Source organism: Beijerinckia sp. 28-YEA-48, from assembly GCF_900104955.1.
In the GTDB taxonomy this organism is placed as follows: Bacteria; Pseudomonadota; Alphaproteobacteria; order Rhizobiales; family Beijerinckiaceae; genus Terripilifer.
The window spans coordinates 180,235-196,528 of the sequence record NZ_FNSI01000001.1 but is presented as its reverse complement, the minus strand read 5'-3'; the positions used below and the strand labels follow the sequence as shown (position 1 = coordinate 196,528).

General features: G+C 61.0%; 16 protein-coding genes. 7 read left to right on the top strand and 9 right to left on the bottom strand.

The features are described 5' to 3' along the window. Positions 1-32: 32 nt before the first annotated feature. The 3 genes from BLW50_RS00885 to BLW50_RS00875 all read left to right on the top strand — a co-directional run bounded on the left by BLW50_RS00885 (position 33) and on the right by BLW50_RS00875 (position 2,934). Complete coding sequence (locus BLW50_RS00885; protein ID WP_090696256.1) at positions 33-1,304, top strand: Rieske 2Fe-2S domain-containing protein; 1,272 nt, start codon at positions 33-35, stop codon at positions 1,302-1,304. 43 nt (positions 1,305-1,347) lie between these two features. Beyond that, positions 1,348-2,343, top strand: coding sequence for a PhnD/SsuA/transferrin family substrate-binding protein (locus tag BLW50_RS00880; protein ID WP_090696254.1), 996 nt, complete (start codon positions 1,348-1,350; stop codon positions 2,341-2,343). 114 nt (positions 2,344-2,457) lie between these two features. Continuing rightward, positions 2,458-2,934, top strand: a complete 477-nt coding sequence (locus tag BLW50_RS00875) for a hypothetical protein (RefSeq protein WP_090696252.1) — start codon at positions 2,458-2,460, stop codon at positions 2,932-2,934. Positions 2,935-2,941: 7 nt separating this feature from the next. Here the strand turns inward: BLW50_RS00875 and BLW50_RS00870 are convergent, their stop codons facing one another. Beyond that, a complete protein-coding gene (locus tag BLW50_RS00870; protein ID WP_090696250.1) occupies positions 2,942-3,730 on the bottom strand; it encodes an enoyl-CoA hydratase in 789 nt (262 codons plus the stop codon). Continuing rightward, positions 3,727-4,860: an NAD(P)/FAD-dependent oxidoreductase gene (locus BLW50_RS00865; protein WP_244544091.1), complete on the bottom strand. Its 1,134-nt coding sequence runs from the start codon at positions 4,858-4,860 to the stop codon at positions 3,727-3,729. The genes BLW50_RS00870 and BLW50_RS00865 overlap by 4 nt, the downstream gene beginning before the upstream one ends. A gap of 245 nt (positions 4,861-5,105) precedes the next feature. Between BLW50_RS00865 and BLW50_RS00860 the strand changes: the two genes are divergently transcribed. After that, complete coding sequence (locus tag BLW50_RS00860; protein ID WP_090696246.1) at positions 5,106-6,110, top strand: Bug family tripartite tricarboxylate transporter substrate binding protein; 1,005 nt, start codon at positions 5,106-5,108, stop codon at positions 6,108-6,110. A 223-nt stretch (positions 6,111-6,333) separates the two neighbouring features. On the opposite strand, the gene BLW50_RS00855 is transcribed toward BLW50_RS00860, so the two are convergent. Together BLW50_RS00855 and BLW50_RS00850 are read right to left on the bottom strand one after the other, a co-directional pair. Then, entirely contained in the window at positions 6,334-7,776 is a 1,443-nt protein-coding gene (locus BLW50_RS00855; RefSeq protein ID WP_090696243.1) for a porin, read from the bottom strand. Positions 7,777-8,139: 363 nt separating this feature from the next. Beyond that, the gene (locus BLW50_RS00850; protein WP_170849914.1) at positions 8,140-9,336 is read right to left on the bottom strand and encodes a DUF2336 domain-containing protein; all 1,197 of its coding nucleotides are present in this window, start codon (positions 9,334-9,336) and stop codon (positions 8,140-8,142) included. A 186-nt stretch (positions 9,337-9,522) separates the two neighbouring features. Here BLW50_RS00850 and BLW50_RS00845 point away from each other — a divergent pair, with 186 nt between their 5' ends. Together BLW50_RS00845 and BLW50_RS00840 are read left to right on the top strand one after the other, a co-directional pair. After that, positions 9,523-10,023: a MaoC family dehydratase gene (locus BLW50_RS00845; RefSeq protein WP_090696237.1), complete on the top strand. Its 501-nt coding sequence runs from the start codon at positions 9,523-9,525 to the stop codon at positions 10,021-10,023. Between the two features lie 2 nt (positions 10,024-10,025). Then, positions 10,026-10,895, top strand: a complete 870-nt coding sequence (locus BLW50_RS00840; RefSeq protein WP_090696234.1) for an HpcH/HpaI aldolase/citrate lyase family protein — start codon at positions 10,026-10,028, stop codon at positions 10,893-10,895. A gap of 4 nt (positions 10,896-10,899) precedes the next feature. Here BLW50_RS00840 and BLW50_RS00835 read toward each other — a convergent pair whose 3' ends face one another. The 3 genes from BLW50_RS00835 to BLW50_RS00825 form a co-directional block, all read right to left on the bottom strand. Then, on the bottom strand, positions 10,900-11,868 hold the full coding sequence (locus BLW50_RS00835; protein ID WP_170849913.1) for a Bug family tripartite tricarboxylate transporter substrate binding protein: 969 nt from the start codon (positions 11,866-11,868) through the stop codon (positions 10,900-10,902). A 49-nt stretch (positions 11,869-11,917) separates the two neighbouring features. Further along, a complete protein-coding gene (locus BLW50_RS00830; protein WP_090696229.1) occupies positions 11,918-12,898 on the bottom strand; it encodes a Bug family tripartite tricarboxylate transporter substrate binding protein in 981 nt (326 codons plus the stop codon). 141 nt (positions 12,899-13,039) lie between these two features. Beyond that, complete coding sequence (locus BLW50_RS00825; RefSeq protein ID WP_090696226.1) at positions 13,040-14,008, bottom strand: Bug family tripartite tricarboxylate transporter substrate binding protein; 969 nt, start codon at positions 14,006-14,008, stop codon at positions 13,040-13,042. A gap of 139 nt (positions 14,009-14,147) precedes the next feature. On the opposite strand from BLW50_RS00825, the gene BLW50_RS00820 reads away from it, so the two are divergent. Beyond that, complete coding sequence (locus tag BLW50_RS00820; RefSeq protein ID WP_090696224.1) at positions 14,148-14,528, top strand: hypothetical protein; 381 nt, start codon at positions 14,148-14,150, stop codon at positions 14,526-14,528. Positions 14,529-14,621: 93 nt separating this feature from the next. Here BLW50_RS00820 and BLW50_RS00815 read toward each other — a convergent pair whose 3' ends face one another. Together BLW50_RS00815 and BLW50_RS00810 are read right to left on the bottom strand one after the other, a co-directional pair. After that, on the bottom strand, positions 14,622-15,359 hold the full coding sequence (locus BLW50_RS00815) for an NUDIX hydrolase (protein ID WP_090696221.1): 738 nt from the start codon (positions 15,357-15,359) through the stop codon (positions 14,622-14,624). Then, positions 15,356-16,267 carry a PhzF family phenazine biosynthesis protein gene (locus tag BLW50_RS00810; RefSeq protein WP_090696218.1) on the bottom strand — a complete coding sequence of 304 codons (912 nt, stop codon included), beginning with the start codon at positions 16,265-16,267 and terminating at the stop codon, positions 15,356-15,358. The genes BLW50_RS00815 and BLW50_RS00810 overlap by 4 nt, the downstream gene beginning before the upstream one ends. Positions 16,268-16,294: the final 27 nt, after the last annotated feature.

The window sequence follows — 16,294 nt, the reverse complement described above, 5'->3', positions numbered from 1 at the left end:
AACAAAAAGACGCCATACAACAGGAGGAAATCATGCTGAAGCGAGAGGACAACGAGCGACTGACGCGGATCGGCGCCGGCACGGCTGGCGGTGAGCTCTTCCGGCGCTACTGGATACCGGCGCTGATGTCATCCGAGCTCCCGGAGAATGATGGCGCGCCGATGCGCGTGCGCTTGCTCGGTGAGGATCTGATTGCCTTTCGCAACAGCGATGGCGAGGTCGGCCTCGTCGATGCCCACTGCCCGCACCGCCGCGCCCCTCTGTTCTTTGGCCGCAACGAGGAGAGCGGTCTGCGTTGTGTCTATCACGGCTGGAAATTCGACACCCACGGCGACTGCGTCGACGTCCCATCGGAACCTGAAGGCTCGACCTTATGCGAGCGCGTGAAAATCAAAGCTTACCCCTGTGTCGACAAAGGCGGCATCGTCTGGACCTATATGGGGCCGAAGGACGCCATGCCGGCCCCGCCGGATTATGAATGGATGCGCGCGCCGCCGACGCATCGGCACGTCTCCAAAACCTATGAGGAATGCAACTATCTACAAGCGATGGAAGGCGGCCTCGATACCGCGCACTCGTCCTTCGCCCACAACAACAATCTCGGCAATCGCAACGAACCGCGCCTGCGCGATCGCTCGCCACGCCTCGATGTCGAGCGGACCGACTACGGCTATTGCTATGTCTCTTTCCGCGATCTGAAGGACGGCAATTATTATATGCGCATCTATCACTACGTCATGCCGTTCCAGCAGTTTCGCGGCGGCATTCATAAGTTCGATGGATCGCGCCGCGAATATCCCGAGCTCAACGGCCACATCTGGGTACCGATCGACGACACCACGACTTTTGTCTACAACTGGGCCTGCGCCTATGACGCGGCGGCCAATTTCAGCGAAGACAACATTATCGAGCGCGAATATTTCTATGGCCGCGGCCCCGATCAAATGATCCCCGGCACCTTTCAGCTCAAGGCCAACAAGTCGAACGATTATTTTATCGATCGGCAGAAGCAAAAGAGCCAGACCTATACCGGCATTGAGGGCGTCAACACCCAAGACTTTGCCTTGCAGGAAGGCATGGGCGCCATCGTCGACCGTTCGCTCGAACATCTCGGCACGTCAGACAAAGCCATCGTCACCATGCGCCGGCTGATGCTGGAAGCCGTCGCCGATGTCGCCGAAGGGCGCAAACCACGCGGCGCCGATCCGAAGACCCATTCGCAGATCAGACCCTATGATGGCTTCATGAAAACCAGCGACAACTGGAAAGATGTTTTCGCCGCCGAGCTCACTCCGCGCTGGTGAGCCGCGCGATACTTTTAAAACCCGTGATATTCTTGGAGACTGAATGACTATCAATCCCCTGCCCCTCAGCATCGCGCTTTCCAACAACGAGCGGACACGCCCCGTCATCGAGGGACGTCATCAACCACAAGGCGTCCGGCTTCTGCCGACCGTGGTCCATCCTTCGGAAATGTTCTGGCGGCAGCTGAAGTTTGCCGAGTTCGACATTTCGGAAATGTCGCTTTCGTCGCTGTTTATCGCCGTTTCAAAAGGTGACACGCGTTTCATCGGCCTGCCGATCTATACCGCGCGCATGTTCTTTCACACCCGCATCATCGTACGCAAAGACAGCGGCATCAAAAAGCCTTCGGATCTCAAGGGCAAAAGAATTGGCGTTCCCGAATATCAGCAGACGTCGGCAATCTGGTCGCGCGGCGTCTTGCAGCATGAGTTCGGCGTTCACGCCCGCGACATCGACTGGCACATGGAGCGTGTGCCGGACATGAGCCATGGCGGCTCGACGGGCTTCACGCCACCGCCGGGCGTGAAGATCAACCAGATTCCCTTGTCGACCAATATCGGCGAAATGCTGGTGAAGGGCGAACTCGACGGCGCTTTGCTCTATCTCAACGAACGTAATCTGGTTGATCGCAGCAGTGCCGATGTCTCCGACATTTGCGAGCCGTTGTTTCCCAATGCCGTCGCGGAATCGACCCGCTTCTATCAAAAGACCGGCCTCTATCCGATCAACCACGCCATGGTGATCAAACGCGAGGTGCACGAGAAATATCCCTGGGTGGCAGTGAACCTCTACCACGCCTTCATCGCCGCCAAGGCCGAGGTCGAGAAGACGGCCCAAACGACCTTGAAAGACTATGCCGCCTGCGGCCTGGTCGCCGCCGAGCCGGCCAAACTGTTTGCCGCCAATCCCAAAGGCTATGGGCTGCGCAACAGCCGCAAGGTCGTCGAAACCGTCGCGCAATATGTGCACGAACAAGGCCTTACGGATCGGCAGGTCGGTGTCGAGGAGATATTCGCACCGGCGACGCTGAACCTATAAACTCAGGGAATCCGGGGCAGAGCACAAAGCGGGCGGTCCAGATTGACAGGTTCGCCGTCCGCACCGATATGATGCCCTAGATGGAGCCAGAATGGCCGCGATTGGAACGGAAAGATGAGCCAGATCAGGGTTGAACCCGGCGAAGACATGCTGGGCTTCGGCTGCGCCTGCTGCGGCAGCGACGGCGGCGTGCGTGGCTTTGTCTATGACAATGAAGATCCCCTGGCGATCTACTATGCCGAGGCCGGCGGCATGTCGAACATGCCAGTCGTCCTCGTCGGCATCGCGGTGGGCGCCTGGGAAGCCGGGACGACCAAATCGCAGCGCACCGCCATCGTCTTTGCCTGCAGCAAGCCGGAGAATGCGCCGCGCGAGACCGTGCCGACCATTCCCTTCCTGCTCGGCTTTCCGGAATTTCCGCTGCTCGGCGAGCCGCTCGAGCCGGAGACGGCCAGCGAACACAAGGACTATGCGCAGCTGCGCGAACTTTGCGACGCGATCATCGATGGCGATGCGCGCTTCATGCATCTACGCAACGACCCCGTCGCCCGCCGGCGCTTCGTCGCCGACGCGCCATCAGCGGAAACGTGAGCGCTCCTCAAACGCCCTTGAACTGCGGCACCCGCTTCTCTTTGAAAGCAGCCTGCCCTTCCTTGTAATCCTCGCTGCTGAAGCAAAGCGCGACGAGCGCATCCGCGCCAGCGCGATCACGCTCGTGATGCGCCTTAGCCGTTTCCGACAGCGACTTCTTAAGCGCCATCAGCGTCAGCGGTGCATTGGTCGCGATCGCGGCGATATACTCATCGGCGGCGGCAGCGAAACCCGTCACAGGCCACGTCTTGTTGACAAGACCAAGCCGTTCAGCTTCCGCACCATCGACAATGCGCGCGCTGAGCAGCATGTCACTCGCCGGCCCCAGGCCGATGCGATGCACCAACGCCTCCACATTGGAAAAGGCATAGCCCAGACCGAGGCGAGCGGCTGGAATGCGGAAGCGCGAGTCCGACGAAGCGATGCGCAAATCGCAGCACAGGGCGAGCGCCAAGCCACCGCCAAAAGCAATGCCATGGATGCGCGCCAGCACCGGCTTCTTCGCCTGGGTCAACGCCTCCATGCCACCAAGCACGGCCACTTCATAGGCCTGCACCGCCGCTTCGCCCGTGCGCTTAGTGCCAAATTGCGAAATATCGGCACCGGCGCAGAAGGCCTTATCGCCAGCCCCGGTCAACACGATCAGACGGACTGAGCGATCTTCTTCGGCCCGTGCGACGAGGTCCGGGATCGCCGTCCACATTTCAAAGGTCAGGGCGTTCATCTTCGCCGGCTGATTGATCGTCAGCGTCGCAACGCCGTCCTTGGCCAGATAATCAATGCGTGGTTCGCTCATGCCCTCGCCTCTGCTGCAACCATGTCGGCAACGCGTTCGGCAATGGCAAGCGCGCTGGTCAATCCGGGACTTTCGATACCATAGAGCGCGATGAGCCCGTGCACACCATGGGCGTCTTCGCCTTGGATGACGAAATCGGCTTCCGGCGCGCCTTGCGGCACGATCTTCGGCCGTACGCCAGAGTAATCCGGCAGCAATTCACCGTCCTGCAAGCCCGGCCAATACCGCCGGATAGCGCGGTAGAACTTTTCGGCACGCGCCGGATCGACCGCATAGTCGATCGCCAGATCATCCTGTGTCTCGAGCCATTCAACATCAGGACCGAACCGCGCCCGTCCCGCCAGATCGATGGTCAAATGGGTGCCAAGGCCGCCGGGCTCCGGCACCGGATAGATCAGCCGCGAAAACGGCGAGCGGCGCCCCAGAGTGAAGTAATTGCCCTTGGCGAAATGCGGCTCGGGAATAGAGGCGCGCGCGACGCCATCGATTGATCGGGCTAGGCGCGGCGAAGCCAGGCCCGCGGCCAGAACGCAGGTATTGACCGCCATCTCACAGGCATCGTCGCCGCCAAGCCGCACGGAAAGATGCGCGCCAGATCGTACAGCCCCCAGAAACGGCGTCGCGAAAGCCGTGCTGGCGCCATGCATCGCCGCATCACCCTCCAGCGCCAGCATCAGCGCATGGGTATCGACAATGCCGGTCGAAGGCGAGGCAAGCCCCATGACGCCTTCGATCTCCGGTTCCATCGCCTTCATCTCGTCGCGGCCGATCTCGCGCACATCGATCGCACCATTGGCATGAGCTCGCGCCGCGATGGCCAACAAAGCCTCACGCTGTTCAGCGCTCGCGGCCACGATGATCTTACCGCACCGCGCATGTGGCACATGATGATCGGCGCAGAAGGCATAAAGCTGCCGGCGCCCAGCGATGCAAAGCTGCGCCTTCAATGAACCCGGCTGGTAATAAATGCCCGCGTGGATGACCTCGCTGTTACGCGACGACACGCCTTGCCCGATGCCACGCTCTCGCTCGACCACCACGACCTCGCGGCCGGCACGCGCCAGCGCTCGCGCGATGGCGAGGCCAACAACGCCGGCGCCGATCACCAGACAGTCGATATCCGCGGTCAATGCGCTCCCCTTCTCTGGCGCGCCCCTCATCCTCTGAAATGACCGATAGCCTTGGCCCGGCTTAAGCGCAAATGGGACCAAGAGCCGGCAGCCATCGCTCAGAGACGGCGGTTTTCCTCCTGCGGGCAATCAGCTAGAAAGACAGGGCTGACGAAGCGGGACACCACAATAATCCTCGCTCGCAGCATAGGGATCGTCACCGGGATACCATCCGGCACGGCGATCCGAGGAAACGGAGAGGGTTTATGCGCGCTAAGGCTGTATTCGCGTCGGCCACACTGAGCATGGCAGCGTTCGTCTCATCGGCGAGCGCCCAATCAGCACCGACAGTCAATCTTTATGTCGGCTATACAGCCGGCGGTGGTTACGACGTTTATGGCCGAATGGTCGGCCGCTTCATGAGCCGCCACTTGCCGGGTTCGCCGACGATTCTAATTCAGAACATGCCTGGTGCGGGCAGCTTACGTCTTGCCAACTGGCTTTATTCCGTCGCCCCGAAAGACGGCAACACATTCGGCATCGTCGCGCGCGGCGTCGCCTTCGACACTTTGCTTGGCCTGCCAGGCACCAATTACGACGCCACCAAATTCACCTGGCTCGGCAGTGCTGCCAACGAAGTGAGCGTCTGCGTTGCCTGGCACACCAGCAAGATCAAGACCGTCGACCAGATTTTTTCGGAGGAATGGATCGTCGGCGGCACAGGCGGCAGCGCCGACACCGACCAATATCCCAAGCTCATCAACGGCGTTCTCGGCACCAAGATGAAGCTCGTCGTGGGCTATCCCGGCGGCAATGACGTCAACCTCGCGATGGAGCGCGGTGAGGTCCAGGGGCGTTGCGGCTGGTCCTGGTCAAGCGTCAAGTCGACTACGCCCGACTGGATACGGGACAAGAAAGTCAACGTGCTCATGCAGCTGTCCTTGAACAAACATCCCGATCTGCCGAACGTGCCGCTGGTCTTGGATCTGGCCAAGACGCCGTTGCAGAAAGGTATTTTCCAACTGGTTTTTGCCCGTCAGGTTCTGGGACGCCCGTTCCTCGCACCTCCCGGCATTCCGCCCGAACGCGCTGCCATTCTGCGCAAGGCCTTCATGGATACGATGCAGGACAAGGAGTTTCTGGCGGAGACCGAACGCGCCAAGCTGGAAATCACGCCAGTGTCAGGCGAAGAGGTGCAGAAGCTGGTGGCTGATGCCTATGCCATGCCGCCGGAGGTCATCAAGAAGACGGCTGAACTGCTGAAGGACTAAAGCGCGCCGCAGTTTGACGTCGTTAAAGGCCGCAAAGACGCGAAAAGATAACGGCCCTAGACAAAGTTGCGTTTCTATCGAAACGCAACTTACTCAGGGTCTTCTTACAATCTTCGCATCAGCCTCGTCTCGATCATCATCTATCCGAACAAAGAAAAACCCCGGTGCTTTCGCACCGGGGTTCTTGTTTCTAAGCCTGTTTGATCAGGCGATGAGCAAAGGATTAGAACGTGCGCTCGACGCGCATACGACCCGTCCAGTTGCTCGGGCTGACCGAAGCCAGGGTACCGAGACCGACCGGAACCGAAAGCGGCAGGTTCTGGTTCAGGCGCGAGTACGAGAGCTCGACACCGATGTCGAAGTTACGCACCGGCGACCAGATCAGGCTGCCCATGACGGTCCAGACGGTGGCGTTCGACAGACCGCCGTTGGCCCAAGCCGTGTTCTGGGTGACGTTGCCCGGCATGATGCGCGCATACGAACCGATCAAGTTCGAACGCAGTGACGGGGTCCAGTAGTGGGTGAACATGGCAGCAGCCGACCAAGCCTTGGTCTGCTCCGCGCCACCAACCGTACATGCCGCGTTCACGCAGAACAGGGTCACGTTCTTGTCAGCACGCAGGAAGCCACCGAGCCAGTTGGCCGACACCGGCGGGTTCGAGTTGATGCCCGTGGTCGTCACGTAGTCGAGAGCGCCGACGCCGTAAGCAACCCAACCTTGGATGTGATCGCCAGCGGCGAGCATCGGCAGGTTGACACGGAGACCACCGCTGACCGCCCAGCCGGTACGGCTGACACGCGGGCCGGCATTGCCGACAACCGCAAGAGCGGCGTTGCCGAACGTGGCGTTGTTTTCGAGCACCGCGGCCGACAGCATCGCGGAACCCCACGACTGGTCGACGCGGACGTTACCGACGAGAGCCGGCAGACGCTGCGCGATCGGGCCAGCGGTCGCTGCCGTGGCGCTGAACGGGTTGCCCGCGAGCGTGTTGACGGCCGTCGAGTTGCCCAGCTCACCCCGGTTTTCCAAGGCGATCGTCGCCGAGAAGCCGCCGCCGAAGGTGGCGGTGTAAGCCAACTGACGGATACCGTTCGGGAAGCCCGCGGTCACCATCGCATGGTATTGATACGGCGGCAGGAACGTGAAGTTCGAAGCAGCCTGACCGACGGTGAAGCCGGCGAAACGGATGTAGGCAGCTTCGATGGACGCCGTGTTGCCGTTACCAGCCGCGAACACGTTGCCGGTGTAGCCCGGAGGCGTGTTGCCGAGGCCGGAAGCGGCCATCAGGCGCAGCGCGAACACGGTCTGCACGGTGCCCCAAGCGGACTGGGTGCGGGCGTCCATGTTGACGATACCGCGAGCATACCAGCCGTTCTGGTCAACGCCGTTCGACGAGATGAACGTGTTGGCGGCGGCAGCGCCGGTCGAACGATGCGTAACCGCATTCTTCGCCGGGGTGTACCACATGTCGACACGGACGCGGCCGCCGACCTTCAAGCAGGTGTCGGTGCCGGGAATCCAATAGAAGCCCGCGCCGTAAGCGTCGCAAACGCGTACGTATTCAACAGGAGCGGCCTTGCGCGACGGCAGGTCCGCAGCCTGCGCGCCGGCGACGGCGAGCAGGGCCGCCGAAGTACCGAGCAAAAGGCTCTTGGTGAGCGTCATTATTTAACCTCCAGAGATAAGACGATGGGAGAGGATCCGGATCCGGCCTGACCAGCGGGCGCAATTCCCACAGGCCGAACCATTTGATCCTTCATCCCTGCCCTTTGCCCCAGGCCCGCTCCCTCTGAGCAGCAGACCTAACGCAAATTTGCTCGCGGTGATTCCGTTCGCATGCGACAATGTAACCGAAACGTGGCACGTGGCGAACTTCCAAATGCCTTAAAAGCCTTCCAAAAGGCGGGTTCTTCCCAGAGTGTGGCTTTACTGCCACAATTTCTCCACACAATCGAATGATTTTCAGCAAGTAGCTGATTTATATAAATAAACTATCTGGCTAGCCTGCAGCTTAGCAGCAAAAGACGATCATGCTGCATCGCAAAAAAGCTCGGCTTCGATCGCTTTCAGGTCAATTTCGATGGGTTGGCGCGCATAAACCGGGCGAATGGCGGCCGTAAACTCCGGCCCAGCCACCCGCGCCATCGTCTGAACCGCCTGTCGGGCCTCCTCGCGCACCGCCTCGCCCTGAAATCGCCGCAATGTGGCAACGACCGGACGCAGAGCCGGATCACGCTGAGCCTCGCAGGCCGCCAGGACCGGCTCAATCATACCAAGCCGCAGAGCGCCGGTATGACCATAACTATCTTCGATACCAAATTCGTCGAGCGCGGCGAGCGCCGCCTTGATCGGAACGATCAGCCAGTCAGGCAAACCTGACCGGGCGAACAGCGCCCGGAAGCCGGCCCCCTTCCAGAGCCGCACCAGGCCGGCGACGCGCTCAGCCGAGAAACCCGACAGCTCCGCCAGCGACACCTCAAGCAGCAGCCGGTCGCCAGAGAGAAGCGACCGAAGCAACAGGGCCGCCGTCAATTGCCGGCTGTCACGTAAATGTCGAACCAGCCGGCGCAGGTCATCGGCTCTATAATCGCTATCGCTGGCAATGATCACCGCGCCACGTTCGCAAGCCTCGCGCGCCAGCCGCGCCAACCGATCCTGCGGCAGCCACGCACAGCCGGCGACGAAATCCGACAACGCCTGCGCTGTCGCGCCGACAAGGCGGGCGCGCAGATCCGCGGGCAGATCGGGCAATTGAAGAATGGCTTCCCGGACTTCGCCATCGGTAGCGAAGCGATCGACCAGCCGCGTCAGCACGGCATCGCTCAGGCGCGCATCGATGATCGCCAAAACAGCGTCGCGCCCGCCGACTTCCGCCAGCAGGGCCCGCAGCATCGGCATCACGCTGGACCGCCGCGCGATCACCACCTGCGCCTCGGCGCTGGCCGTGGCCACAAGATCGATCAGATCGCTTTCCGCCAACACGGGCGAGCGCTGGAGGATCGGCAAGGCCACCTCCAGCTGATCGGCCGCAAGAGCCGTGATAATGTGATGGGGCGCATCAGCCGATGTCGCCAGCGCCACCGCAAGCTCCCGGCGCACCGACGACGATGGGTCATCCAGCAGAACCGCCATCGCCACCAACGCATCGGCGCGATCCGCCTCGCTCAGCTCGGAAACGAGATAGGCGCGCGCCAGGGCACCAGCGGCACGCGAACGTTGCGCCACGGTTGCTGTCTCAAACCAGGCAAGGAACGAACGGACAATCATAATGGGCAGCAACTCTGTCTGGACACTTCGCCAGCCCGCCGGGCAAAGTAAGTCCGCCCCTTAGAATGGGATTTTATGGTAAATGCCCGTTTAAGACTCGGCCACTAAAAGGGCCCGCACCTGTATCATTAGGAGACACCCGGGATGAGCAAGACACCGATCACCGCCGACGACAAGCGCCATTGGCGTGGTGGCCTCTATCTGGAGGACTTCGAGGTCGGCGTGGTCTGGAAACATCGCCTGACCCGCACCGTCACCCAGATGGACAATATGCTGTTCTCCAACATGACGATGAATCCGCAGCCTCTGCATGTGGACCGGCATTTCTGCGAGACGGAGACCGACTGGGGCCAGCCGCTGATGAACTCGCTGTTCACCCTCGGCCTGATGATCGGCATCGCCGTCACCGACCTCACCAACGGCACCACGATCGCCAATCTCGGCATGACCGAAACCCGCTTCCCCAATCCGCTGTTCGAGGGCGACACCGTTTATTGCACCACCGAAATCCTTGGCAAGCGCGAGTCAAAATCGCGCCCCGACGCCGGTATCGTCGAATTTCACCACCAGGCGTTCAAACAGGATGGTACGCTTGTCGCTGAAACCAAACGGCAGGCCTTCATCTTGAAACGCCCCAAAGCCTGAGCATGCGCTCCCTCCTCTTCGTCCCGGCCGACAGTCCGCGCAAGCTCGAACGAGCCCTGGCGAGCGGCGCCGACGCATTGATCCTCGATCTGGAGGATTCCGTCGCCGCAGGCGCCAAACAACAGGGGCGCGAGGGGGCCGCGGCTTTTCTCGCTGCCCATCGTGGTCCCGCCGCGCCCAAACTGATCGTGCGCGTCAATGCGCTCGATACCGGGCTCACCGACACCGATCTCGACGCAATCGTCCCCCTCGCGCCAGCAGCCATCATGCTGCCAAAGGCGCAGGGCGGCACCGACGTGCAACATCTCTCGGTCAAACTTGGTGTGCGCGAGGCCGAACATGGCCTGCCCGCTCACGCGATCGCGATCGTGCCCATTGTCACCGAAACGGCGGCGGCGATGTTCCATCTCGGCAGCTATCGCGCCTCAAGCACACGCCTGTCGGCAATCACCTGGGGCGCCGAGGATCTCGCCGCCGACATCGGCGCCGAGACCAATCGTTTCGAGGACGCGACCTATACGCCGCCTTTCGCTTTGGCGCGCAATCTCATGCTGTTTGCCGCCGCCAGCGCTGAAGTCGACGCGATCGACACGGTCTTCGCCAATTTCCGTGATCACGACGGCTTTCGTCGCGAGTGCCTCGCCGCACGCCGCGATGGCTTTGTGGCGAAGATGGCGATCCATCCCGATCAGGTGGCGATTATCAACGACGTGTTTTCGCCACAGCCGCAGGAGATCGAAAAGGCGCGGGCGATTGTCGACGCCTTCAAAGCCAATCCCGACGCCGGCGTTCTTTCGATCGCTGGCGCCATGGTTGATCGTCCGCATTTGCGCAAGGCGCAACGGCTTTTGGCCCGCACCATTGCGGGCTGAGATATCAGCCCTGCTTTTCGATGTTCGCCAGTTTCACATAATCTTCCCAGTTCTTGATCTCCCGCAAGAACTGCGCCTGGGCCTCCTCCGGCGTATTGGCCCAGGGGTCGCTGGCGAATGTATTGAGAAAGGCCTTGCCTTCCGGGCTCAAGACAACCTCATTGAGCCAGCCATTAAGCTGCGCCACGATCGGCTTAGGCGTGTCGGCTGGCACGAAAGCAGCAAACCAGCCGGAAAGATTCGTGTCGAAGCCTTCTTCGCGCATCGTCGGATACTCGGGCGCCGCCTGCATGCGTTCCGCCGTCGACACCGCCAGGCTGCGCAGCCGTCCGGCCTTCTCCTGCGCGACCGCCATCACATTATCTGCAATGCTAAAATCAATATTGCCGGCCGCCAGATCGTTGAGAAAATCAGCACCCGTGCGATACTGCACTTCAATCGCTTCCAGGCCGGCCAGTTTCGTGAACATGGCGCCCACCACACGCGCTGAGGGATTGGCCGTGCCATAACTTGCGCGATTACCCTTGGCGCGCATCGCCTCAGCGAACTCCCTCAGGCTCTTCCACGGCGCGTCGGTGCGCACCGCAATCATCAGAGGTTGTCGATTGATCGTGCCGACGGTCTGCAACGCCTTGCCGATGTCGAAAGGCGGCTGCTTCATCATGCTCTGTCCTGCCGCCAGTGCACTGCCGCCCGTGACATAGACCGTATGGCCATCGGGCTTGGCCCGTATCGTATATTCGGTGGCGATATTGCCGACCGCGCCCACTCTGTTCTCGACGATGATATTGCGCTTGGCCAAAGCCTTCATCTTCTCGGCGAAGAAGCGCACGATCACATCGGCGCCGCTGCCCGCAGCAAAGCCACAGACAAAGCGGATATCCTGTGTCGGATAATTCTGCGCCCAGGCCGGCCCGACGCCGGCGGCGCAAGCCGCCGCCGTGCCTATCGTGAAATATCGCCGCGTGAGCATATAACTTCTCCCTCTGTCCATGCCCATGTCGTGATCAATTGTGTCGTCGTCACTCGGCTTTGATGCCGGCGGCACGGATCAGTTTGGTGAACGTCGCGACATCGCGTGCCACCAGCGCCTCCATCTCGCCAATCGGCATGCCACTCAGCGAACGGCCACCGGTCTTCTCAAACAAGGCGACGACATCAGGCTGCGTGCCGGCCTGGCGTACGTCCGCGCGCAGCTTTTCCAAGACCGGCGCTGGTGTCGCCGCAGGCACGAACAGACCAAACCATGTCTCCATGTCGAGATCGCCAATCCCCAACTCCTTGATCGTGGCGATATCAGGCGCACCAGGCAGGCGGGTCGCGGTCGAGGCCGCGAGCGCGATGACGCGCTTGTCATCGACGAGCGGACGCGCCGTGCCCCAATTGTCGAAGAACAGATCGACGCGGTCGCCGAGAATATCCTGATAGGCCGCCTGCGCGCCGCGATAGGGCACATGGGTCATCTTCACCCCGGCAAGCTCCGCCACGATCGCCATGCCGATATGCTGGCCGGTCCCGCGACCGCCGGAGGCATAGGTTATTTTCTCCGGATTGGCCCGTGCGTAGTCGATCAGCTCCTTCAGCGATTTTTGCGGCAAGCCGGGGCGTGCAATCAGCATATAAGGATTACCGACGACAAGACCGACGAGCTTGAAATCCTTCAGCGGATCATAGCTCAGCTTGTCGTAGAGCCCCGGATTAAGCGCGATATTGGCGAGCCCCCCGAGCAACAGGGTGTAACCATCGGCCGGCGCCTTCGCCGCCGCTTCCGTGCCAACCAAGGTGCCGGCACCCGTGCGATTTTCGACAATGATCGGCTGGCCGAGGAGCGGCCCCATGCGGTCGGCGATAATACGCGCCGCTGTATCAAAGCCACCGCCGGGCGGCTGCGGCACGATCAGTTTCAGCGGATGATCCGGAAAAGTCTGCGCCTGCACGAAGCTGGCCGCGAAAGCTGAGACCACCACCGTCAAAGCCAATGCACTACGCTTGATCACACCCATCACTCACTCCCCTCCTCTGCGCCCTAGAGCAAATCACGTTTCGGTAGAAAGGTGATTTTGCTTAGATCCTCTTATTTGGACGCGTCTTCATGGCGCTCGACGATTCCGTCGAGCTGTGAAACGCTATAGGGACGCTCCCCTTCAATCCGCCGTCACGCCAATGGTTTTGAGCAGCTTCGTCCAGCGCTCAAGCTCAATGCGGACGAATGTCTCCGTCTCCTGCGGCGTCATATCGAGCGGCCGCCCGCCGATCTTCCGAAACAAAGCCATGACCTCTGGATCAACGGCGATCTTCGAGACCGAGGCACGCAGGGTTTCGACAATAGACTTCGGCGTCGCCGCTGGCGCGTAAAGACCGAACCAGGTTTCCATATCCATGGGCGTCAAGCCGGTTTCAGCGACCGTCGGCACATCGGGGTGGAACACTTGCCGCATCCGTGACGACACGGCGAGCGGGATCACCGCTTTGCCCTCCACGTGCGGCATCGCCGTTTGCGAATTGTCGAAATACAGATCGATCCGGCCACTCAACAAATCCTGATAGACCGGCTGCGCACCCCGATAAGGCACATAGAGAAACTTTACCCCCGTGGCGTTCTCCAGCGCCGCGATGGCGATATGCTGGCCCGATCCCTTGCCATAGCCGACCGTGACCTTTTCCGGATTGGCGCGCGCGTAGTCGATCATGGCGCGCAAATCCGTGTAAGGCGCGTCCTTGCGGGCGATCAGCGTGTAGGACCAACTCACCACAAGACCGAGCGGCGTAAAATCCTTCACCGGATCATAAGCAATCTTGGCGTAAAGCCCAGGATTGAGCGCCATGTTCGACAGGCCGCCGATCAACAAGGTGTAACCATCCGCGGGCGCCTGCATCACCGCTTCGGTGCCAACCAGCGTGCCGGCCCCTGTTCGGTTTTCAACGACGAAGCCCTGCCCATAAATGCGCTGCAACCGCTCCGCCAACACCCGGCCAACAACATCGAAGCCGCCGCCTGGCGACGATGGCACGATGATCTTCACCGGCCGATCCGGATAGGTCTGCGCCGCGACTGGCCCACAGCCGAGCGCAACGACAATCGCCGCGAATAGATACAAGATTTTAATCGGCATTGGCGCGCCTCCCTCGCCTTATGTCGTAGGCAGCTTAACCGCCCCCGCGCCGATCCCAAACGGTTTTAACGGCGCGCCGCTGGTTGTCGCCTCGCTATCCACGCGCTAGTTTGGTCCTACAGCCAACACGAGGCCAACGATGATCACGCCATTCCCTCCGCGTTCCATCAATTTGCGTAAATCATTGCCCGTTCTTCTCCTCTCAACCGTCCTCCTCACCGGCTGCAACACCACGCAACCACAGGTCAACGCCGCCGCGACCGGGCCGGCTGAAACCTATTCGAGCGTCACCCCTGCAAGTTTTCGCATGCCGGAAGGTTCGGGCTGCGCCGGCGAGGTCGCGCGCTGGCAGGCGATCCAGGACAACGACCGCCAGACCGGCAACGTCAATCAATCGGTCTACAACCAGATCAAGGGCGATATCGATCGCGCTTCGGCGGCGTGCCAGGCCGGTCGTGATGGTGAAGCCCGCGCTTTGGTGCGCGCCAGCCGCGCCCGCCATGGTTATCCGGCCAGCTGAATGACGCGCGAGCGATAGCGTTTCACAGCTCGGCGGAATCGCCGAGCGCCATGAAGACGCGTCAAAACAAACGCGCCAGGCAAAATCGCGTTTCTATCGAAATGCGATTTGCCCCAACATCCGATCAAGATAGGCGATGATGAAGCCAGGCATGATGTCTGGCCGTAGATCGCCATTCGTGCTCACCTGATGCAGCCGCACCAGTTCCGCTTGCGGATCAGAACGAAGAAACTGATCAACCTGCGCCATGAGCGCCGCCGCATCGAGCGGCGAGCGCACGATCTTCATACAGCCAACGCGTGGCCCTTCGAACACCACGGTCCAACGCGCCTCGCACTGCACCTGCTCGGCCGTAATCCCGGTTTCCTCCGCGAGTTCGCGCAACACGCTGCCGGCAAGATCGACGCGTGCGCCGGCTTCATCGCCCTGCACGTCTCCCATATCGGGCGTGCCCGCCGCGAAATAGACTTTGCCCGCATTGGCGGTATGGCTTGCCATTTCGCCCAACAAAAAGACGTCATCACGCGACAACAGAGCCGCCGCCGCGAAACAATTCCTGACCGCAGGATCCGGAAAGCCGAAATCACGCCAGGCCAGAAAACTGCGATAGTCCGTCGAAAAATGCCGCGTCCGCAATACACGCATGCCGTTGCGCTCGACGATCTCCCAGTGATCCATTAACAGCACACGCCCATCATAGAGCAGCGGCTTCTGCGTCGTCAGCTTGGCCCAGTGGGCATCGATCTCCGCTTTTCGCTCGAGTGCAAAAGCCCATTCGCGCGGCACATAAGTGCTCTCGATGGCGTCAACGGCCTCAATTGTCACATTCATGTTTCAATCGTGCCTTCCATGACCGGCACGACCGCCCCACCAATAGCTGCGCTCTGTAAAATCCCATCCATGACATTCAGCTTCAAGATGATCTGGCTCGGTCGCCCCATCTCATAGCCCTGTTCGATGACGATGACATGTTCGCCATCCTCAGGCCTTTCATAGGCCATGCAGACGCCCGCGAAAGCCGCCGCCGCCGAACCGGTCGCTGGATCCTCGGCGATACCGAGCCTCGGCGCGAACATGCGCGCATGTACATGATGCCCGTCTTCCGAAACCTGTTTGGTATAGAGAAAAACACCAAACTCACCTTCCCCGGGGAAGGCTGCGTCCCAATACGCCTGATTGACCCGCGCATGCGCAATCGCGGCAAGCGAGGCAACCGGTACGAAGCTCAGCGCCACGCCGGCGGACCACACGCCCATCTCATGTTCATCGAAACCGATGTCGCTGGCCTCAAGCGACAGTGCCCGCGCCACATCGGCCCGCGCCCCTGTTTCGCCGATGCGCTGCGGCAGATGCGGCAGGATGAATTCCGCCTCAGGCGGCCGCCCCTTGCGCTGACGCACCGTGCAGGAGACTGTACCGATCTCCTCCTCGATCATAAGACCGATGTCCTGCACCTGAATAAGGCGCGGCGCTTTGATCAGGCCTATTGCCACCGCCGCTCCGATCGTCGGATGCCCGGCGAAGGGAAGTTCAGCCCCCGGCGTGAAAATGCGAACACGCGCCGTATTCACCGGATCACGCGCTTCAAGCAGAAAGATCGTCTCCGACAGATTGAACTCGCGCGCGATACGCTGCATGTCTTCGCCCGACAGCCCCTCGCTCTCGACGACAACCGCCAACGGATTGCCCCCGAAACGCTGCTCGGTGAAGACGTCGAGAGTTTGGAACTTGCGTCGCATGATTCGGATCCCGGAGCGTTATTGGCT